Here is a 19,026-nt window from a genome sequence, read left to right on the forward strand (position 1 = left end):
CCCCCGCCTGAACGCAAAGAATTGCCCTATGCTACTGCTGATAGATAATTACGACAGTTTCACTTACAATTTGGTGCATTATCTAGGCGATTTAGGAGCCGAGGTCGATATTCGGCGAAATGATGCCATTTCCGTTGAGGATGCCATCGCGATGAACCCTGCGGGCATCATCCTGTCCCCGGGTCCGTGCGACCCCGATCAGGCGGGCATTTGCCTGCCCTTGACCAAAGCGGCCGCCGATGCGGGTGTGCCGCTGCTGGGGGTGTGTTTGGGTCATCAGACCTTGGGTCAGGCATTCGGCGGCAAGGTCGTGCGCGCCGGCGAGATTGTGCATGGCAAGATGGGCCAGATGCACCACACGGGCAAAGGTGTCTTTGCCGGCCTGCCCTCGCCCTTTGCCGCGACACGGTATCATTCGTTGGTGGTCGAACGCGCCAGCCTGCCCGATTGCCTTGAGGTTACGGCAGAACTTGAGGACGGCACGATCATGGGACTTCAACACCGCGAGTTGCCCTTGCACGGTGTGCAGTTTCACCCCGAATCCATCCGGTCGGAACATGGCCACCAGATGCTGCAAAACTTTCTCAACGTCATAAAGGTGCCCGCATGAGCGAACGTCTGAAACCGCTGATTGATGCGGCTGCGACTGGCCCGCTGACCCGCGATCAGGCCGAAGAGGCCTTTGAAATCCTGTTCGATGGCGAAGCAACGCCCAGCCAGATCGGCGGGTTTTTGATGGCGCTGCGCACGCGCGGCGAAACCGTGGATGAATATGCCGCTGCCGCCTATGTCATGCGCGCTAAATGCCATCCGGTGACTGCGCCCGAAGGCGCGATCGACATTGTCGGCACCGGTGGCGACGGCAAAGGCACGTTGAACATTTCAACGGCAACCGCCTTTGTGGTGGCGGGCGCTGGCGTGGTCGTGGCCAAACACGGCAACCGCAACCTGTCGTCCAAATCCGGTGCCGCCGATGCGCTGACCCAGATGGGTCTGAAGGTCATGGTCGGCCCCAAAGTGGTCGAGGCCTGCCTGAAAGAGGCCGGAATCGGTTTCATGATGGCCCCCATGCACCATCCCGCCATCGCCCATGTGATGCCGACCCGGTCCGAACTGGGAACCCGCACGATTTTCAACATCCTCGGCCCGCTGACCAACCCGGCCAGCGTGAAACGGCAACTGACCGGTGCCTATCGCCGCGATCTGATCCGGCCCATGGCAGAAACCCTTGGCGCATTGGGGTCTGAAAAGGCGTGGCTGGTGCACGGGTCCGACGGCACCGATGAATTGACCATCACCGGGGTCAGCTGGGTTGCCGCGTTGAACCCCGACGGCACCATTACCGAATTCGAGATCACCCCCGAGGACGCCGGCCTGCCCGTGCATCCGTTCGAGGATATCGTCGGCGGCACCCCCGAAGAAAACGCGATTGCGTTCAACGCGTTGCTGGATGGCGCGCCCTCTGCCTATCGCGATGCGGTGTTGTTGAACGCCGCCGCTGCTTTGGTTGTCGCCGATGCCGCGCCCGATCTGAAAACCGGCGTTGAAATGGCCCGCGCCAGCATCGACAGCGGGGCCGCGCGCGACAAGATCACCCAAGTGGCCCGCATCACGCAAGCCAGTTGATGTTCGATCTGTCCACCCTTGGCGCGTGGCGCGATCTGCCGTTTTTTGACGAAACCCTGCCGGGGATCGAAGCTGCCTTGGCGCAGGACGATCGACTGATCCTGCCGCCACGGGATCAGGTATTTGCCGCCCTTGAACGGACCCAGCCCGATGACGTGCGGGTGGTCATCCTTGGTCAGGATCCATACCCCACGCCGGGCCACGCCCACGGGCTGGCGTTTTCGGCTGCCGCTGACACACACCCCCTGCCACGGTCTTTATCAAACATATTCAAAGAGATGCAGGCCGACATTGACGCATCACCCGAAGATGCCGACCTGCATTTCTGGGCCGCACAGGGTGTCTTGTTGCTGAATACCACCCTCACCGTGCCTGCGGGTGCGGCGGGTGATCATGCGAAACTGGGCTGGCACATCCTGACCGCGCAAATCCTGCACCGCCTGTCCGACCGCCCTCGCGTCTATCTGCTGTGGGGGGCCCATGCCCACAAGGTCGCCAAAGACGTGGACCCGCGCGCGAACCTCAAGATCGAAACAGCGCATCCATCGCCCCTGTCTGCGCGGCGCGGCTTTTTCGGCTCGCAGCCCTTTTCACGCAGCAATGACTGGTTGCAGGCACAAGGCCAAACCGCCATAAACTGGGCAACCCCGGAGACATCATGACAGACACCATCCTAGACAAGATCAAAGCCTACAAGCTCGAAGAGGTCGCGGCCGACAAAGCCGCAAAACCCCTTGAGGCCGTGGAGGCCGACGCCCGCGCCGCATCACCCGTGCGCCCCTTTGCCGATGCCCTGTTCGATGCCGCCCGCGAAGGGTACGGCCTGATCGCCGAGGTCAAGAAAGCCAGCCCGTCCAAAGGGTTGATCCGCGCCGATTTCGACCCCGCAGCATTGGCAGCCGCCTATGCGGCAAGCGGTGCGACATGCCTTTCAATCCTGACCGACACGCCCAGTTTTCAGGGTGCCAAAGACTACCTTGTCGCCGCCCGCGAGGCCTGCACCCTGCCCGTCTTGCGTAAAGATTTCATGTACGACACCTATCAGGTGGCCGAAGCCCGCGCTTTGGGGGCTGATTGCATCCTGATCATCATGGCCTCGGTCAGTGACGCACAGGCCCTCGAGCTTGAGGACGCCGCCGCCGAATGGGGCATGGATGCCCTGATCGAAGTACATGACAAGGCCGAACTTGACCGCGCCGCCCAGCTGAAAAGCCGGATGATCGGCATCAACAACCGCAATCTCAAGACCTTTGAAACCTCGCTTGATACCACGCGCAGCCTGTCCAAATATGTCGATATGGACAAGATGATCGTGTCTGAATCGGGGCTGAACACCCCTGATGATCTGGCAGATATGGCGAAATACGGGGCGCGCGTGTTCCTGATCGGCGAAAGCCTGATGCGTCAAGACGACGTAGAGGCCGCCACACGCACGCTTCTTGCCAATCCGTTTCGCCCCGGAGGGATGTAAATGAGCCTGACGCATTTTGATGGCAAGGGCGATGCCCATATGGTCGATGTCTCGGACAAGCCGATGACGTCGCGGATCGCTGTCGCTGAGACCTACATCAAGATGCAGCGCGAAACCTTTGATATTATTACAGAAGGTCGCGCAAAAAAGGGTGACGTGATGGGCGTTGCGCGTCTGGCTGGTATCATGGCCGCCAAACGCACATCCGATCTGATCCCGCTGTGTCATCCGCTGCCGATCACCAAAGTATCGGTTGAATTGACCCCAGACGCCGACCTGCCCGGCCTGCGCATCGAGGCGACAGTGAAAACCACCGGCCAGACCGGCGTCGAGATGGAGGCATTGACCGCCGCATCCGTCACCGCACTTACCGTCTATGACATGGCCAAAGCCGTGGACAAGGGCATGGAAATCGGCGGGCTGCGCGTCATGCTCAAGGACGGCGGCAAATCGGGCCGCTACGAAGCATCATGATTTCAGTCGAAACCGCCCTGTCGCACCTGTTTGATCTTGTCGCCCCCATGGGTGTTGAAACCGTCCCCCTGCGCCACGCCGCAGGACGGGTATTGGCCGAAGACGTCACGACACCCCTGACCCAACCGCCCTTTGCGGCCTCATCGATGGATGGCTATGCCCTGCACCGCGCCGAGGTTGAGCCCGATGCGATGTTCAAGGTGATCGGCGAAGCCGCCGCTGGCCACCGCTTTGACGGGGTCGTGAAAGCCGGACAGGCCGTGCGGATTTTCACCGGTGCCCCGATCCCCGAAGGCGCTGATTTCGTCGTGATCCAGGAAGACACAAGCCGCCGTGGCGATCTGCTGATGCTGGGCCATGACATTGACGGCAAAGACAATATCCGCCCCGCCGGTGGTGATTTCAAAGCCGGCGATGTGATGACCGCCCCGCGCGTCTTGCGGCCCGCCGATATCGCCCTGCTTGCCGCGATGAACATTGCCGAAGTGCCCGTTCACATTGCCCCGCAGATCGCGATCATCGCCACGGGGGATGAATTGGTGCAGCCGGGTGAAACACCCGGACCCGACCAGATTATCGCGTCAAACACCTATGGTCTGGCTGCGATGCTTGAACAGATCGGGGCGCGCTGCCGGTTGATCCCCATTGCGCGGGACACCGCCGCATCGCTGACCCAGTCGTTCAAACTCGCCCAAGGGGCCGATCTGATCATTACCATTGGCGGGGCCTCGGTCGGAGATCACGATCTGGTTGCCCCCGTTGCTGCCGAACTGGGCATGGAACAGGCGTTTTATAAGGTCGCGATGCGCCCCGGAAAACCGTTGATGGCCGGAAAACTGGGCAAGACGCCGATGATCGGCCTGCCGGGAAACCCCGTGTCTGCCATGGTCTGCGGCGTGGTGTTTGTGGCCCCCGTGCTACGCAAGATGCTTGGGCTGGCTGGCAAAGCTGCCCCCCGTACCCCGATGCCGCTGGCCTTGGATCTGCCCAAAGGCGGGCCGCGCACCCATTTCATGCGGGCCTTGGTGCGCGATGGTGCGGTGCATCCGGAAAGCAATCAGGACAGTTCGTTGCTAAGCGTTCTGGCCCAGGCGGATGTGCTGATGATACGCCCCGCCGATGATCCGGCGCGCCAATCGGGCGAAATGATGGAGTGTATCCCGCTGTAGCGTTGACACAAAACAAGAACATCACTAGAACAAACCCAAACCAATAATCTCAGGGGATGTTCGGATGCTAACCAAAAAACAACTCGACCTGCTGGCTTTCATTCACAAGCGCGTTCAGCGCGACGGGGTGCCGCCCAGCTTTGACGAGATGAAAGAAGCATTGGACCTGCGGTCGAAATCCGGCATCCACCGTCTGATTACAGCGCTTGAGGAACGCGGATTTATCCGCCGTCTGGCCCACCGTGCGCGCGCGATCGAGGTTGTGAAACTGCCCGACAGCATGGGTGGATTGCCCGGTTCCGGCTTTACCCCCCGCGTGATTGACGGGGATCGCCCCGACGCCCCGCCGCCGCGCGCCGCCCAGTCTGTATCGGGGTCCGCGACGGATATTCCGATGATGGGCCGCATCGCCGCCGGTGTCCCGATCGAGGCAATTACCACAATGACCCATTCCGTGGCTGTTCCGGGCAACATGATCAGCGGCAGCGGCGAACACTATGCCCTTGAAGTCAAAGGCGATTCGATGATCGACGCGGGCATTAACGACGGTGACGTTGTGGTGATCCGCGAGACCTCTGTCGCGGATGACGGCGATATCGTGGTGGCACTGGTCGACGATCACGAGGCGACGCTCAAGACCTTCAAACGCCACGGCAGCTCAATCGCGCTGGAGGCGGCGAACCCAGCCTATGAAACGCGGGTGTTCCCGTCGGATATGGTCAAGGTTCAGGGGCGTTTGGTCGGTTTGATCCGCACCTATTGATCTGGGAACTGGCCGGATCAATCATCTGGCCAGTGCGTCCACAACCGCGAGCCCGCCCTTTGGCGGGCCGTTTGCATTTTGATCTGCCCGTTTTCCAGACGCATCGAAATCGCACCGGTCTGACGCAGATATTTCGGGTCAAGGATCAGGCAATCGCCCAAGCTCTTTTCAAGCACCACCGAGGTCACGATGATCTGCCCTGACGTGCAGCGCCCGAATGCCGCAACGGCGCGTTTGCCTGACAGGTGGATGATTTGCTGGCCCGCGACCCGCATATCCGGCCGCCACCGGTCAGCGGCATCCGCCTGCATGGTCCCGTCCCCGTCATTCTCCAGCCAGTTTCGGGCGATAAACCCTGCCCCTTTGGCCTTGCTCAGGGCGCGTCCTTGCGGGGTGATGATGCCAACCAGATTTCCTGTATCCGCGATCAACACCATGGGCCGCTCTGCCTGATACCACAGGGCGAATCCCGCGATCACAGCCGCAATACCCGCAAACCGCAGCCGCCCCTGCCACAACAGCACCCATAAAAACCCGAGCGCCAGCAAGGGCAGCACCCAGACCCCCGGCCCTTTTACATGACCCTGCGCACCTTCGATATCCGCCACAAACGCCGCCACAGCCAAGATCCAGCGCAGGCCCAGCCCCATGATCCACAGCGCAAGATGGTCCAGCCCCAAGGGGGCCAGCACCAGCGCCCCGACCGCCGCAGGCATCACCAGCAGCCCCATCAAGGGCACAGACAGCAGGTTCGCGATCAGCCCGAAATGGGCAATTGTATTGAAATGCGCCGCCCCCACAGGGGCCGTGAACAGCCCTGCCACCGCAGACGATATAAAGGTCGCCACCGCCGGGGCCAGCCATTTGGGGCCCAGCGACAACTGCCCGTCGCGCAGCCAGCCGAACACCGCCACCAACGCCGTCGTCGCCGCGAATGACATCTGGAACCCCGGCCCCATCAACGCCTCTGGCCGCAGGATCAACACCAGCGTCGCGGCTATCGCCACGGCCCGCAGGCTAAGCGCGCGCCGCCCCAGCATCAGCGCCCCCAAGGCCACCGCAACCATCACAAACGCCCGTTCGGTCGCCACATTGCCCCCCCGACAGCGCCAGATATCCGGTCGCGGCAACCAGCGCGCCCGCCGCCGCAATACTGCGCGTCGGCCAGCGGAGCGCGACCCAAGGGACCAGGCTGAGGACCAGACGCAATGCCCCGAACACGACCGCGCTCAGCAACCCCATATGCAGACCCGAAATCGCCAGCAGATGCGCCAGATTGCTGGCCCGCAGGTCAAACAGGGCGGTTTGGCTGATGGCACTGCGATCCCCCGTTGTGATCGCGGTTGCAAAGCCGCCGATATCGCCCCCGAGCGCCGCTTGCACGCGGGCGGACGCCGCCATGCGCACCCGCAGCACCATCAGACCGGCGCGGCCCTGCGCTGCGGGTGCTGCCCCCAGCACCGGATTTCGGGTATAGCCGACAGCCCCCAAACGCGCGAACCACGCATGGCGCTGGAAATCAAAGCCGCCCGGTTCAACCGGACCGCTGGGGGGCGACAAATGCCCCGTTGTCATCACGCGCAACCCCGGTTCGGCGGCGATGCTGTGGCTTTGATCGCCGTGCAGCGACACCCGCACCCGCATCGGTGTCCGCTCGGCAGACACCCTTTCCAGCACCACGCGGTCAAGGGTCAGGCGCAGCGCGTCGGACTGGCTGCGGTCAATCCCGACGATCCGCCCCTCGATTGCACCGTAATAGCGCCAGCCCAACACCGGCCCGCCAACCGCATGGGCGCGCAAGGCGGCCAGATCAAAGCCGATCATCCCCAACGCAACGGCCACCGCAACAGGGGCCGCCGCATCGGGCAGGTGCCGCGAGAGCAACAGCAACACCCCCGCGCCCGCCATCAGCCCCAGCAAGACGGGCAGCGCGGGTTCGGCCCTGACCATGAAATAGCCGCCGATCCCGATCGCCAGACAGACGGGCACCCAGCCGAACAGATGGCCACGCTGCTGTAACATCATCTGCGACAGACCTTGCATCAGGCCCATACTTGCCCCCGATCCCCGCACTGGCTAGATAGACCCTGACGCTACCCGCTGCGTGGTTAGCAAAAGATAAACGGCCCCCTGCCAGAGCGGGGAAACCGTACCATTTCACTGAAAGGACACCCCATATGACACAGCCTGTCGTCACCCGCTTTGCCCCTTCTCCGACCGGCTATCTGCATATTGGCGGGGCGCGGACGGCCCTTTTCAGCTGGCTTTATGCGCGCGGCCGTGGCGGCAAATTCTTGCTGCGCATCGAAGACACCGACCGTGTGCGCTATACCCCCGAAGCCACCGATGCGATCTTGCAGGGCCTTGCGTGGCTGGGGCTGGATCATGACGGTGATGTTGTCAGCCAGTTTGAAAATGCCGCGCGTCACGCCGAGGTCGCCCTTGAACTTCTGGCTGCCGGCAAGGCCTATAAATGCTTTGCCAGCCAGGAAGAAATCGCTGAATTCCGCGATACGGCAAAGGCCGAAGGCCGCAGCACGCTGTATCATTCGCCTTGGCGCGATGCTGACCCATCGACCCACCCTGACGCGCCTTATGTTGTGCGCATCAAGGCCCCCCAAACCGGCGAGACGATCATCCACGACCGCGTGCAGGGCGATGTGAAAATCGGCAATGACCAGCTGGATGATATGGTTCTGCTCCGCTCTGATGGTACCCCGGTTTATATGCTGGCCGTTGTCGTTGACGACCATGATATGGGCGTGACCCATGTGATCCGTGGCGACGACCACCTGAACAATGCCGCACGCCAGATGATGATCTATCACGCGATGGGCTGGGACGTGCCGGTTTGGGCGCATATCCCGCTGATTCACGGACCCGACGGCAAGAAATTGTCGAAACGCCACGGGGCTTTGGGCGCGCAGGAATATCAGGCGATGGGCTATCCTGCCGCCGGTATGCGCAACTATCTCGCCCGTCTGGGCTGGAGCCATGGCGACGACGAGTTTTTCACCGACGAGCAGGCAAAAGAATGGTTCGATCTGGACGGCATTCGCAAAAGCCCCGCACAGTTTGATTTGAAAAAGCTGGAAAATATCTGCGGCCAGCATATTGCCGTCGCCGATGATGCCGCATTGCGGCACGAGATCGAGGGATATTTGGCCGCCGCTGGCCTGCCTGCCCTCACGTCGCAACAAGGTGATGGTTTGGAACGGGCCATGTATTGCCTCAAGGAACGCGCCAAAACCTTCCCCGAACTCCTTGAAAAAGCAGAGTTTGTTCTGGCCAGCCGCCCCATTGTACCGGACGAGAAAGCAGCCAAGAACCTGGATGATGTATCCCGTGGTATACTGAGCGAATTGACGCCGCAGTTGCAGAATGTTAACTGGGACAGAGAAACGCTAGAAGAGGCGTTAAACGGCTTTGCAGCCGCACATGATACTAAATTTGGCAAGTTGGCTGGGCCTTTGCGCTCTGCCCTTGCAGGTCGGACAGCGACCCCGTCGGTATTCGATATGATGCTGATTTTGGGGCGTGACGAAAGCCTTGCCAGATTGCAGGATGCAGCAAATTGAGAGATGCTTAAGCAAATCTCAACTTAAAGCGAGATAACACAACGCACGGGCCACTTCAGGCCGGTGCCGGACGGTGGGCAGAACGCACATCGCCAACGGTAGAAAGGGACTTCATGGCCGAGAGTACAAAATCAGCAACGTTGACCATCGACGGTAAAAGCTTTGAATTACCTATTTATTCCCCGACTGTAGGGCCGGATGTCATGGATATCCGCAAGCTTTACGCGCAGGCGAATGTCTTTACCTATGACCCGGGTTTTACGTCTACTGCCGCTTGCGACAGCACGATCACCTTTATTGATGGCGACGAAGGTGTGTTGCTGCACCGTGGCTATCCGATTGATCAGCTCGCCAGCGAGTCGCATTACCTTGAGGTGTGCTATTTGCTGCTGAACGGCGAACTGCCGTCGCCAACACAGCTGGAAGAGTTCGAGGAACTGGTCACCAACCACACCATGATCCACGAACAGATGATTAATTTCTTCCGTGGTTTCCGCCGTGATGCGCATCCAATGGCGATCATGGTCGGCGTTGTGGGCGCAATGTCTGCATTCTATCATGACAGCACCGACGTGAACGACGCGCACCAGCGCGAAGTCGCGACGATCCGTTTGATTGCCAAGATGCCAACCATTGCGGCGATGGCGTATAAATATACCATCGGCCAACCCTTTATCTATCCACGCAATGACGTCGATTATGCCGGTAACTTCCTGCGCATGTGCTTTGCCGTCCCTGCAGAAGATTACGTTGTTGACCCGATCCTGGCCCGCGCGATGGACCGGATCTTTACCTTGCATGCCGACCACGAGCAAAACGCCTCGACCTCGACCGTGCGTCTGGCGTCCTCCTCGGGCGCGAACCCGTTCGCCTGTATCGCGGCGGGCATCGCCTGTCTTTGGGGCCCTGCCCACGGGGGTGCGAACCAGGCCTGTCTTGAAATGCTCAAGGAAATCGGCACGCCGGACCGGATTCCAGAATTCATCGCCCGCGCCAAGGACAAGAATGATCCGTTCCGTCTGATGGGCTTTGGCCACCGGGTTTACAAAAACTTTGACCCGCGCGCGACCGTGATGAAGGAAAGCGCGGACGAAGTTCTCGAACTGCTCGGCGTTGAAAACAACCCGATCCTGCAGGTCGCCAAGGAACTGGAAAAACAGGCACTGGAAGATCCGTATTTCGCGGATAAGAAGCTGTTCCCCAACGTTGATTTCTATTCCGGCATCATTCTTGAGGCCATGGGCTTCCCGACGTCGATGTTCACGCCTATCTTTGCATTGGCCCGCACCGTTGGTTGGATTTCCCAGTGGAAAGAACAAATTAGCGATCCACAGATGAAAATCGGCCGTCCGCGCCAGCTGTATCTGGGCGAAGGCAAACGCGATTACGTCGACATCGAAAAACGCTAATCGCAGCGTAGAAATGACGAAAACGCCCTGCCATCTGGCGGGGCGTTTTTCGTTGGGGCCATCCTGTGATTGATCAAAATCAATGACAATTGCGCCGGTAAATCACAGCACCCACTGGAATTAGAATCACGGTCAAACCGGCCGGCTGATCAAAGCCGCCAATTCGCCCAAATTGTTTCGGCCTATTTTCCGGTATATCGAAACCAAACCGCAGAATTACGACATTTCTGTGTTTTTGTTTCCGCCTGTTGGACAATCAGCGAACTTGATTGACCCACACCCCCGATCGTCAATAGATTAACGATAATTGCTGAGGTTTAGCATCTGTCCTTGCCGTAAAATAACGCAGGGTTTGGCAGGCTGGCTGGCATCTCGCTTAAAAAAACAAAGGATGCAGTGATGGCAGTTCCAGCTTCTTATGCCGGTCTAGAATGGGACACTGCGACCAGCCTGACATCCAAAAACGCCTTGAAACAGCATTCACCGCAAGGGTCTTTGGTGCACGACAGCGACCAGAATTGTGATCAGATCGCGGTCGTCTATAACAAAGGCCAGACACCCCCCCGAATTACGGTCAAGCAGGTATCTGGCTCGGTTCATACGGTCCTGGCGGACGGGATTGCCGTGGCTGTGGTTGCCAGCGCAACACGCCCCACCTTGAACCCCGACGACGTATTGCTGATCGAACGGTCGGTCTGACCGATCCGCTTACCGCCCTTCGAACTTCGCAATCCGCTTTTGCAAAAACGCGATCACACCCTCTTTGAAATCCCGCGATTGGCCGCATTTGCCTTGCTCGCGGGCTTCTAGTGCCAGCTGGCCCTCAAAGGAATTGTCCCAGCTTTCACGAATGGCCTTTTTGGCCGAGGCATAGGCCAGCGTCGGACCGCTTGCCAGTTGCGCTGCTTTTGCACGCCAATGGGCGTCAAAGCCCGCATCCGGCACCGCTTCCCAGATCATCCCCCAGTCATCCGCCTGACGGGCGCTGATCTTGTCTGCGAACAGGGCCGCGCCCATTGCCTTGGCCATGCCCATCTGACGCGGCAGCGTATAAGTGCCGCCTGCGTCGGGGATCAGCCCGATGCGGGTAAAAGCCTGAAGAAAATAAGCCGATTCCGTTGCAATAACGATGTCGGTCGCCAGCGCCAGATTTGCACCCGCACCGGCTGCGGCACCGTTTACCGCGGCAATGGTCGGCACCGGGCAATTGGTAATCGCGCGCAGCATGGGGGCGTATTCATCGCGCAGGGTCCGTTCCAGATCCATAGACGCACCGCCGTTGCTGTCGCCCAAATCCTGGCCCGAACAGAACGCCCGCCCCGCCCCTGTTACGACCACGCAGCGCGCCTGTTTGCCGCCCTGAACGAAGGCATGTTCGATCTCGGCACGCATCTGGGTGGTCAGCGCGTTCATCTTGTCAGCGCGGTTCAGGGTGATCACCGCAAGGCCATCGGTCACGTCAAAATTTAGGGTCTGGTAGTCCATCAATCAGGTCCAATCTGCATGTTTGCACGCAGTGTACCCAATGCCGCCCTCAGGGCCAGCGAAACCAAGCGTTATTTGTTCAGAATATCATCCAAACGGGCCTGTTCTTCAGCGCTAAGCGGGGTTTGATCCGCGGCGGGTGCCGTAGACCGCCCGCGCAGATAGCCATAGCCCAGCCCCGCAGCAAGCAGCAGCATCAACGGCCCCGCCGCCCAAAGCAGCCAGGTCGACCCCGACGCAGGCGGATTAAGCAGAACATATTCGCCATAGCGGTTGACGATGAAATCCACCGCTTCCTGGTCACTATCCCCCGCAACCAGCCGTTCGCGCAGCAAAATCCGCAGATCGCGGGCAAGGCTGGCGTTGCTCTCGTCGATGCTTTCGTTGCGACACACAAGGCAGCGCAAGCCCTTTGACAGGTCGCGGGCCCGTTCCTCAAGCACCGGATCCGACAGGATCTCGTCCGGTTGCACGGCCCAGGCGGGGGTGACCACCAGCAGCATAAATGCGATCAAAAGCGCCCTCATTCTGCTGGCACCTGTGTTGGTCGTTTGGCCGCACCGGCTGCGATACGAAACCGCCTGTCCGACAAGCTTAGCAAACCGCCCAAGGCCATCAGCGCACAGCCGATCCAGATCCAGTTGGTCAACGGCTTGATATATGTCCGCACCACCCAGCCGCCGTCGTCCTGTTCATCGCCAATCACCACATACACGTCGCGCGCGAGGTTATAGTCGATTGCCGCTTCGGTCGTGGGCATTTCAGCGACGGGATAAAACCGCTTTTCGGGCCGCAATTGCGCGATTTCAACACCGTTCTGGAACAAGGTCACATAGCCGGTGGTCGCCATATAGTTCGGGCCTTGCAACCGTTCGACGTTATCGAGCTGAACGGTATAGCTGCCCACCTCGACCGAGCCGCCGATAGGAACGGCACGAATGTCATCCACGCTCCACGCGGTGATGCCGGCAATGCCGGCCATGGTGATCCCGAGCCCGGCATGGGCAAGCATCTTGCCCCAATCGGCCCGTGGCAACCGTGTCAGACGGCGCAAGCGCCCCTGCCCGCGTCCGGTACGCCCCAGCAGGTCAACAACCGTCCCCATCACGATCCACGCGCCAAGAAACAAGCCGACCGGCCCCAACAGGCTGCGCCCGCTCTGCATCGCAAAGGCCAGGCCGCCAACCGCAATCGCCAGCACAAACACATAGCGCAGCGGCTTTAGCGCGCGCCCGATCTGCGCACGTTTCCACGGCAAGGCCGATCCGATCGGCAGGACCAAGCCCAGCACTACCATAAAGGGCGTGAATGCCGCGTTAAAGAACGGCGGCCCCACGCTTAGCTTGCGGTCAAAGAACATCTCGGCCAGCAGCGGCCACATCGTCCCGATAAAGACGACAAAACACGCAACCGCCAGCAACACGTTATTCACCAACAAGGCGGATTCACGGCTGACAATGCCGAACACGCCCTTTGCCTCAAGCGCGGAGGCACGCATGGCAAACAGCACCAAAGCGCCGCCCATGAAGAACGCCATGATCATCAGGATAAACACACCGCGTTCGGGGTCGTTGGCAAAGGCATGCACGGACGTCAGCAAGCCCGAGCGCACGATAAATGTGCCGATCAGCGAAAAGCCGAAAGCAAGGATCGCCAGCAGGATTGTCCAGCTTTTCAGGCTCTCGCGTTTTTCCACCACGATGGCAGAATGCAACAGTGCCACCGCCAGCAGCCACGGCATAAACGAAGCGTTTTCAACAGGATCCCAGAACCAGAAGCCGCCCCAGCCCAATTCGTAATAGGCCCACCAGGACCCAAGCGCGATGCCGATTGTCAGGAAAATCCAGGCCGCCAATGTCCAAGGGCGCACCCAACGGCCCCAAGCGGCATCAATGCGCCCTTCGATCAGCGCTGCAACGGCAAAGCTGAAGGTCATCGACAGGCCGACATAGCCCAAATAGAGGAACGGCGGGTGAAAGGCCAAACCGGGGTCTTGCAACAGCGGGTTCAAATCCTGCCCGTCAAAGGGCGGTGTCGCCAGACGCAAGAACGGGTTCGATGTGAACAGGATAAAGCCATAGAAAGCGACGCCAATCGCGGCCTGAACCCCCAGCACACGGGCCCGCAGGCTTTGAGGCAGGTTGCCCCCGAACCAGGCTGCCATGGCACCAAACAGCGATACAATCAGCACCCAAAGCAGCATCGACCCTTCGTGGTTGCCCCATGTGCCGCTGATTTTATACAGCATCGGCTTCATCGAATGGCTGTTCAACACCACCAGTCGAAGCGAGAAATCAGAGGTGATAAACGCCCACATCAACGCGCCAAAGGCCAATGCCGTCAGGGCAAATTGCGCACCCGCGGCGGGTTCGGCAACGGCCATCCACCCGGGCCAGCGTTTGTAGGCACCAATCAGGGGCACGACCATCTGAAAGATGGCCACACCAAAGGCGAGGATAAGGGCGAAATGTCCGAGTTCTGTAATCATGGTGCATTATAGGCCGCAAACGCGCCCCATGCCATGCCGATTAACGCCCTCGTAGCGCGCAAAGCGTCGCAGCTAGGCCGCCGCTTTGCGCCAATCCTCAAGTGCAGGGTTATCTGCGGCCTCGATCACCGCCAAAGACAGGGCCGCATCGCCCCCCGTAGCAGCCACCTGCACCGAATCGTGGCGCAGCGCGTTGATCGACCGGATATTGCCCACCACCTGCGGCACCTGCGCAATGGTTCGCACGATAGAGCGTTGGAATTCCTGGGTTTTCACCTGATGCCGCGCCCCGAAATAGAACGATACGATCACCCCCAACAACCACCAAAGCGGCTCTGGCACCAATGCGATCCCCTGCATACGGGCCGCAAACCAGATCGGGTCGACCATGGCCGCTACGAAAAGCCCAAGCGTGCCAAGCGCAAGCGCAGGGCGTGGCACCCGGTTCAACCCGTCCATAAACCGGTCAAACCCGCCTTTGCGTTCAATCGCGAATTCGGCGGCATATTGCGCCATCGCCTGATCTTGCGCCTCGGCAGAGCGTTGCGCGCCTTTTTCGGCGTTTTCGCGAAACACTTCAACCGTGTCGCGCACCATCGCCCCGCCATTGCCAAACACCAACCCAACGACCTTGTCGATCAACCCCATGACGCTGTCCTTTCGCTGAATGCCGATTGGCTTAGGTGGTATTTCGGGGCGATAAATGCCTCGGCGCGCGTGATCCAACCGCCTTTGCCGCCTGCCCGCGTGCGCGCATATTTGCGGCTTGCAGGTCGCCGATCCGCCAGTGTGAAATAGTAATTCCGCCGGGCAATGCCGTAAGCATCCACCAATTCCTGCGGGGCTTTGGCATAGGCGTCCTGGGCTACCGCATGGCTTTGCGCCCCCAGCACGCCGTCGACGGCGATATCGTACCCCATGCTGCGCAAAAGCCGCTGCAAGATCTTCACCGCATTGCTGCCTGCGTTAACATACATATCGAAAACGCTTGGGTGCAGCGCATCGGGCAGCCCTCCGATCAAAGGCGCGTGGAAATAATGCCGGATGAATATATTAACCGCGTCGGATTGGCTCAGGCTGCGCAGATCGCGTTGATCGACCACACCGTCGTGGTTCAGGTCGATCCCCAATCGCCGCATCGTGTGGATCGTAACGCCAAAATTTGTCGCCCCGCCCGGATCATCGGGATCATTCACAAACCCGCCTTCACGGGCCACGATGTCCCTCGCGATGTCTTTGACAGAATACATTGAACGGCCCCCTTGCACATTTCACTGCGACAAGGGTGCTGGGTCATTCGTTAACTTAGGGAAAGCGGCCCGTTCGGTCCTAGCTTTCAGGCTCGACGTAAACACCTTGCGCCTTGAGGGCGTCAACGACCTCTTTTGGCATGTATGTCTCGTCATGTTTGGCAAGGATTTCAGTCGCTTCGAACACGCCGTTGATGTAGCGCCCTGTGCCGACCATCCCTTGGTTTTCCTCGAACAAGTCGGGCAAAACACCGGTATAGGTGGCCGGAATAACCGCCCCGCCATCGGTCACGGAAAAGCGGATTGTCTCTCCGTCACCGCGCACAAGCGACCCTTCGGCCACCAGCCCGCCAATGCGAAACACCTCGTTCGGGCCGGGCGGTTCCGCGATCACCTGACTGGGGGCGCGGAAAAAGTTGATCCCGTCGCGCATCGCGTAACCGATCAATGCGGTGGACAGAACCAATGCCACCACCGCCACTGCGATCACCTGAATTCGACGCTGCTTTTTAAGACTTTTCATCGGACCTCAAGGGAATAGCGGAGCCATCATCAGCCCCTCTGTCTCTTCAATACCTAACATGACATTGGCATTTTGCAACGCCTGCCCGCTTGACCCTTTGGTCAGGTTATCAAGTGCTGCAATCACAATCGTGCGCCCTTCGATCCGGTCTGCAACAACACCGATGTGGCAAAAGTTCGATCCGCGAATGTGGCGCGTGCTGGGGGCCTCGCCCATCGGCAATACCTCGATGAACGGCTCGTCGGCATAGGCCGCCATGAACGTATCGTGAATGACCTGCGCATCGCCTTTGACATACACGGTCGCCAGAATGCCGCGGTTGGCGGGAATCAAATGCGGGGTGAACTGCACTTTGACCGGGCGGCCCGCGATGGCCGAAAACTCCTGATCGAATTCACCCAGATGCCGGTGCGTACCGCCGACGGAATAGGCGTGGTACCCTTCGGACAATTCGGCATGCAGCAGGTTTTCCTTGAGCGACCGACCCGCACCGGAAACGGCGCATTTCAGATCAAGGATGATATCATCCAGATCAATCACACCCTTTTCGATCAGGGGACGCAGCGCAAACTGCCCTGTCGCCGCATTACAGCCCGTACCCGCGACCAAACGCGCGGTCTTGATCTCGTCGCGGTAGAATTCGGTCAGCCCGTAAACCGCCTCTTTCTGCTGCTCCAAGGCGGCGTGGGGGTTGCCGTACCACTTGGTATATTCTTCGGGGTCGCGGAGCCGGAAATCGGCAGACAGGTCCACGATTTTCAGGTCCTTGGGCAGCGCCGCGATCACTTCCTGACTGGTCTTGTGCGGCAGCGCGCAAAAGCACAGATCGATGTCCGAGAAATCAATATCCTCGATCAAAACAAGCGCCGGAAGATCCAGATGGCGCAGATGTGGAAACACTTCGGCCATGGTCTGACCCGCCTTGGAGTTCGCGCCCAAGGCCTTGATTTGCATCGAAGAATGGTTGGCGATCAACCGGATCAGTTCAGCGCCGGTATAGCCGGAGGCACCAAGAATAGCGATGTTATACATTGTGTCGGGTTCCGTTCGGAAAAATATCAAAGGGTCGTTAAGCGGCTTGAAAAGTCAACGGTCGTCGCAAGAACTGCGTCGCCCTGCTGCTGACTTTCTTGGGGTCGCCCGTGGTCAGAAATGCCGCCTCGCCCGTGCCCATCATATTGGGATGGCGTTTCAGATAGTCACCCAGACTGCGCGCCACCAGATTGGCCTGACTGAACACTTTTACATCCGGTCCAAGCGCATCCTGAAAGGTTTCCAGCATCAGCGGATAATGGGTGCACCCCAGGATTGCTGCCTGCGGCTTTGGCATTTTGCGCTGCAAGGCGTCCACGTGGCTGCGCACCAGCGCTTCGGCAAGGATGAAATCACCGTCCTCGATCGCGTCCACCACCCCCCCACAGGCCTGCGCCTCCACGTCGACGCCAATCGCGCGGAACGCCAATTCACGTTGAAACGCGCGGCTGGCCACTGTGGCAGGCGTCGCAAACAACGCCACATGTTTCAGATCGACTTCGCGCGGGGGTGAATTATCGCCCCACTCGCGTTCGGTCATCGCCTCGATCAAGGGCACGAACACCCCCAAAACGCGCTTGTCGGCTGGCACCCAGGATTCCTGCATGCGCCGCAATGCGGCCGCCGATGCCGTGTTGCAGGCCAAGATCACCAGATCGCAACCCGCGTCAAACAGCCGTTGGGTCGCAGCGACGGTCAGATTGTAAATGTCATCGGCAGTGCGCACGCCATAGGGCGCATGGGCGCTGTCGGCCAAATAGACGAAATCAACGTCAGGCAACTGCTTTTGCACTGCATCCCAGACGGTCAACCCGCCGAGGCCCGAATCGAAAATACCAACTGCCATATTCTTTTGCCGTCACCTGTCGGCGCGATGCCGATCTTCAAATTCAAAGCCCAGATCAAAGGTCTTGGCCGGGTCTGGTGACAACTCATACGTGGCTTTGCGCAGGAAATCCATCATCGCTTTTGCGTCTTTTGCCAAAGGGTTCAGCACATTCCTGCCGATCGGCTCCCCGATCACCACGCGCACCGGCGTATCGACACGTTTGCGGAATTCCTTGATCAGCAGACCCAAGCGCAAACTGCTGTGCAAATGGCTGGCAATCTGGAACAGACGGCTGGTGTGACCGTCGAAATAGATCGGCACAACAGTGGCTTGCGACTTGCCGATCATCCGCGCGGTAAAACTGCGCCAACCGGGGTCCATCGGCTTGGAAAACGGCCGCGCGCCGGTGCTGACCGTGCCACCGGGAAAGACGCCGATTGCGCCGCCCTGCCCCAGATAATCAAGCGCGGTCTTGCGCGTGTGCAGGTTCAGGGCAAGTGCTGCCTTGTCCGCGTCAAAGCTGATCGGCAACAGGTGCCGGTTCAAATCAGGCGCACGGTTAAACACCGAATGCGCCATGATTTTAAAGTCACCCCGCGTGCGTGACATGATATGGCCCAGCATCAGCCCGTCCAGAATACCATACGGGTGGTTTGCCAAGAATATCACAGGCCCCGTGGCGGGAATGCTGTCCAGACTGCCACCCACCACGTCAAGGCTCAGCCCATAGCGCTGCACCATCACGTCAAAAAAGCACCCGCCGGCGGCCATGTCCTGCTCGTACCCCGACGCCCGCTTGATCAGCCCCAACCGGCCCGTCGAATTCTCGATCAAGCGGATGAAGGCACGGCCCGGCTTGCTGCGCACCGAATGGGCATAGCTGATTTCGCGGGCAAAAAACGGTTTTGGCTGGCCCATTTCAGGATCCC

At 59.7% G+C, this 19,026-nt stretch carries 19 protein-coding genes and 1 pseudogene; 10 read left to right on the plus strand and 10 right to left on the minus strand.

Annotated features, from left to right (window positions below; all coding sequences use genetic code 11):
• The first annotated feature begins 28 nt into the window (after window positions 1–28).
• From ACSQ13_RS08300 to lexA, 7 genes are all read left to right on the plus strand, one after another.
• A complete protein-coding gene (locus ACSQ13_RS08300) occupies window positions 29–610 on the plus strand; it encodes an anthranilate synthase component II (protein WP_295512196.1) in 582 nt (193 codons plus the stop codon).
• Window positions 607–1,626 (plus strand): anthranilate phosphoribosyltransferase, encoded by a 1,020-nt coding sequence (trpD, locus tag ACSQ13_RS08305; protein ID WP_176249304.1) that lies wholly within the window; start codon window positions 607–609, stop codon window positions 1,624–1,626. Before ACSQ13_RS08300 ends, trpD begins: the two co-directional genes overlap by 4 nt.
• On the plus strand, window positions 1,626–2,288 hold the full coding sequence (locus ACSQ13_RS08310) for a uracil-DNA glycosylase (RefSeq protein WP_295512194.1): 663 nt from the start codon (window positions 1,626–1,628) through the stop codon (window positions 2,286–2,288). The genes trpD and ACSQ13_RS08310 overlap by 1 nt, the downstream gene beginning before the upstream one ends.
• A complete protein-coding gene (gene trpC / locus ACSQ13_RS08315; RefSeq protein ID WP_295512192.1) occupies window positions 2,285–3,097 on the plus strand; it encodes an indole-3-glycerol phosphate synthase TrpC in 813 nt (270 codons plus the stop codon). The genes ACSQ13_RS08310 and trpC overlap by 4 nt, the downstream gene beginning before the upstream one ends.
• Complete coding sequence (moaC, locus tag ACSQ13_RS08320) at window positions 3,098–3,571, plus strand: cyclic pyranopterin monophosphate synthase MoaC (protein WP_295512190.1); 474 nt, start codon at window positions 3,098–3,100, stop codon at window positions 3,569–3,571.
• Entirely contained in the window at window positions 3,568–4,740 is a 1,173-nt protein-coding gene (locus ACSQ13_RS08325) for a molybdopterin molybdotransferase MoeA (RefSeq protein ID WP_295512188.1), read from the plus strand. The genes moaC and ACSQ13_RS08325 overlap by 4 nt, the downstream gene beginning before the upstream one ends.
• 64 nt (window positions 4,741–4,804) lie before the next feature.
• The gene (lexA, locus tag ACSQ13_RS08330; protein WP_176249309.1) at window positions 4,805–5,503 is read left to right on the plus strand and encodes a transcriptional repressor LexA; all 699 of its coding nucleotides are present in this window, start codon (window positions 4,805–4,807) and stop codon (window positions 5,501–5,503) included.
• A gap of 17 nt (window positions 5,504–5,520) precedes the next feature.
• Here lexA and ACSQ13_RS08335 read toward each other — a convergent pair.
• A pseudogene (locus ACSQ13_RS08335) lies at window positions 5,521–7,555 on the minus strand (ComEC/Rec2 family competence protein).
• A gap of 125 nt (window positions 7,556–7,680) precedes the next feature.
• On the opposite strand from ACSQ13_RS08335, the gene gltX reads away from it, so the two are divergent.
• The 3 genes from gltX to ACSQ13_RS08350 all read left to right on the plus strand — a co-directional run bounded on the left by gltX (window position 7,681) and on the right by ACSQ13_RS08350 (window position 11,189).
• The gene (gltX, locus tag ACSQ13_RS08340) at window positions 7,681–9,081 is read left to right on the plus strand and encodes a glutamate--tRNA ligase (protein WP_176249311.1); all 1,401 of its coding nucleotides are present in this window, start codon (window positions 7,681–7,683) and stop codon (window positions 9,079–9,081) included.
• 113 nt (window positions 9,082–9,194) lie between these two features.
• On the plus strand, window positions 9,195–10,490 hold the full coding sequence (gene gltA / locus ACSQ13_RS08345; protein ID WP_176249312.1) for a citrate synthase: 1,296 nt from the start codon (window positions 9,195–9,197) through the stop codon (window positions 10,488–10,490).
• Window positions 10,491–10,889: 399 nt separating this feature from the next.
• Window positions 10,890–11,189 carry a hypothetical protein gene (locus ACSQ13_RS08350; RefSeq protein ID WP_176249313.1) on the plus strand — a complete coding sequence of 100 codons (300 nt, stop codon included), beginning with the start codon at window positions 10,890–10,892 and terminating at the stop codon, window positions 11,187–11,189.
• Window positions 11,190–11,198: 9 nt separating this feature from the next.
• Here ACSQ13_RS08350 and ACSQ13_RS08355 read toward each other — a convergent pair whose 3' ends face one another.
• The 9 genes from ACSQ13_RS08355 to ACSQ13_RS08395 form a co-directional block, all read right to left on the minus strand.
• Window positions 11,199–11,975 carry an enoyl-CoA hydratase-related protein gene (locus ACSQ13_RS08355; RefSeq protein ID WP_176249314.1) on the minus strand — a complete coding sequence of 259 codons (777 nt, stop codon included), beginning with the start codon at window positions 11,973–11,975 and terminating at the stop codon, window positions 11,199–11,201.
• Between the two features lie 71 nt (window positions 11,976–12,046).
• The gene (locus ACSQ13_RS08360; RefSeq protein WP_176249315.1) at window positions 12,047–12,502 is read right to left on the minus strand and encodes a cytochrome c-type biogenesis protein; all 456 of its coding nucleotides are present in this window, start codon (window positions 12,500–12,502) and stop codon (window positions 12,047–12,049) included.
• Entirely contained in the window at window positions 12,499–14,463 is a 1,965-nt protein-coding gene (locus ACSQ13_RS08365) for a heme lyase CcmF/NrfE family subunit (protein ID WP_295512182.1), read from the minus strand. Before ACSQ13_RS08365 ends, ACSQ13_RS08360 begins: the two co-directional genes overlap by 4 nt.
• A gap of 72 nt (window positions 14,464–14,535) precedes the next feature.
• Window positions 14,536–15,111: a holin family protein gene (locus ACSQ13_RS08370; RefSeq protein WP_176249317.1), complete on the minus strand. Its 576-nt coding sequence runs from the start codon at window positions 15,109–15,111 to the stop codon at window positions 14,536–14,538.
• Window positions 15,102–15,713 carry a holin-associated N-acetylmuramidase gene (locus ACSQ13_RS08375; RefSeq protein WP_176249318.1) on the minus strand — a complete coding sequence of 204 codons (612 nt, stop codon included), beginning with the start codon at window positions 15,711–15,713 and terminating at the stop codon, window positions 15,102–15,104. The genes ACSQ13_RS08370 and ACSQ13_RS08375 overlap by 10 nt, the downstream gene beginning before the upstream one ends.
• Before the next feature lie 79 nt (window positions 15,714–15,792).
• Complete coding sequence (gene ccmE, locus ACSQ13_RS08380; RefSeq protein WP_176249319.1) at window positions 15,793–16,236, minus strand: cytochrome c maturation protein CcmE; 444 nt, start codon at window positions 16,234–16,236, stop codon at window positions 15,793–15,795.
• A gap of 6 nt (window positions 16,237–16,242) precedes the next feature.
• The gene (argC, locus tag ACSQ13_RS08385; protein WP_295512178.1) at window positions 16,243–17,268 is read right to left on the minus strand and encodes an N-acetyl-gamma-glutamyl-phosphate reductase; all 1,026 of its coding nucleotides are present in this window, start codon (window positions 17,266–17,268) and stop codon (window positions 16,243–16,245) included.
• Window positions 17,269–17,305: 37 nt separating this feature from the next.
• Window positions 17,306–18,115: a glutamate racemase gene (locus ACSQ13_RS08390; RefSeq protein ID WP_176249321.1), complete on the minus strand. Its 810-nt coding sequence runs from the start codon at window positions 18,113–18,115 to the stop codon at window positions 17,306–17,308.
• 12 nt (window positions 18,116–18,127) lie between these two features.
• On the minus strand, window positions 18,128–19,015 hold the full coding sequence (locus tag ACSQ13_RS08395; RefSeq protein ID WP_176249322.1) for a lysophospholipid acyltransferase family protein: 888 nt from the start codon (window positions 19,013–19,015) through the stop codon (window positions 18,128–18,130).
• Between the last annotated feature and the right edge of the window lie 11 nt (window positions 19,016–19,026).

The sequence above is a fragment of the Sulfitobacter sp. SH22 genome (assembly GCF_965641905.1).
GTDB lineage: Bacteria > Pseudomonadota > Alphaproteobacteria > Rhodobacterales > Rhodobacteraceae > Sulfitobacter.

Excerpts from the sequence above, each read along its gene's own strand:
- gltX (WP_176249311.1), top strand. The coding sequence starts at position 7,681 with ATGACACAGCCTGTCGTCACCCGCTTTGCCCCTTCTCCGACCGGCTAT.
- ACSQ13_RS08300 (WP_295512196.1), top strand. The coding sequence starts at position 29 with ATGCTACTGCTGATAGATAATTACGACAGTTTCACTTACAATTTGGTG.
- ACSQ13_RS08375 (WP_176249318.1), bottom strand. The coding sequence starts at position 15,713 with ATGTATTCTGTCAAAGACATCGCGAGGGACATCGTGGCCCGTGAAGGC.
- ACSQ13_RS08325 (WP_295512188.1), top strand. The coding sequence starts at position 3,568 with ATGATTTCAGTCGAAACCGCCCTGTCGCACCTGTTTGATCTTGTCGCC.
- argC (WP_295512178.1), bottom strand. The coding sequence starts at position 17,268 with ATGTATAACATCGCTATTCTTGGTGCCTCCGGCTATACCGGCGCTGAA.
- ACSQ13_RS08370 (WP_176249317.1), bottom strand. The coding sequence starts at position 15,111 with ATGGGGTTGATCGACAAGGTCGTTGGGTTGGTGTTTGGCAATGGCGGG.
- ACSQ13_RS08355 (WP_176249314.1), bottom strand. The coding sequence starts at position 11,975 with ATGGACTACCAGACCCTAAATTTTGACGTGACCGATGGCCTTGCGGTG.
- ACSQ13_RS08310 (WP_295512194.1), top strand. The coding sequence starts at position 1,626 with ATGTTCGATCTGTCCACCCTTGGCGCGTGGCGCGATCTGCCGTTTTTT.
- trpC (WP_295512192.1), top strand. The coding sequence starts at position 2,285 with ATGACAGACACCATCCTAGACAAGATCAAAGCCTACAAGCTCGAAGAG.
- ACSQ13_RS08350 (WP_176249313.1), top strand. The coding sequence starts at position 10,890 with ATGGCAGTTCCAGCTTCTTATGCCGGTCTAGAATGGGACACTGCGACC.
- trpD (WP_176249304.1), top strand. The coding sequence starts at position 607 with ATGAGCGAACGTCTGAAACCGCTGATTGATGCGGCTGCGACTGGCCCG.
- ACSQ13_RS08365 (WP_295512182.1), bottom strand. The coding sequence starts at position 14,463 with ATGATTACAGAACTCGGACATTTCGCCCTTATCCTCGCCTTTGGTGTG.
- gltA (WP_176249312.1), top strand. The coding sequence starts at position 9,195 with ATGGCCGAGAGTACAAAATCAGCAACGTTGACCATCGACGGTAAAAGC.
- ccmE (WP_176249319.1), bottom strand. The coding sequence starts at position 16,236 with ATGAAAAGTCTTAAAAAGCAGCGTCGAATTCAGGTGATCGCAGTGGCG.
- moaC (WP_295512190.1), top strand. The coding sequence starts at position 3,098 with ATGAGCCTGACGCATTTTGATGGCAAGGGCGATGCCCATATGGTCGAT.
- ACSQ13_RS08360 (WP_176249315.1), bottom strand. The coding sequence starts at position 12,502 with ATGAGGGCGCTTTTGATCGCATTTATGCTGCTGGTGGTCACCCCCGCC.
- ACSQ13_RS08390 (WP_176249321.1), bottom strand. The coding sequence starts at position 18,115 with ATGGCAGTTGGTATTTTCGATTCGGGCCTCGGCGGGTTGACCGTCTGG.
- lexA (WP_176249309.1), top strand. The coding sequence starts at position 4,805 with ATGCTAACCAAAAAACAACTCGACCTGCTGGCTTTCATTCACAAGCGC.
- ACSQ13_RS08395 (WP_176249322.1), bottom strand. The coding sequence starts at position 19,015 with ATGGGCCAGCCAAAACCGTTTTTTGCCCGCGAAATCAGCTATGCCCAT.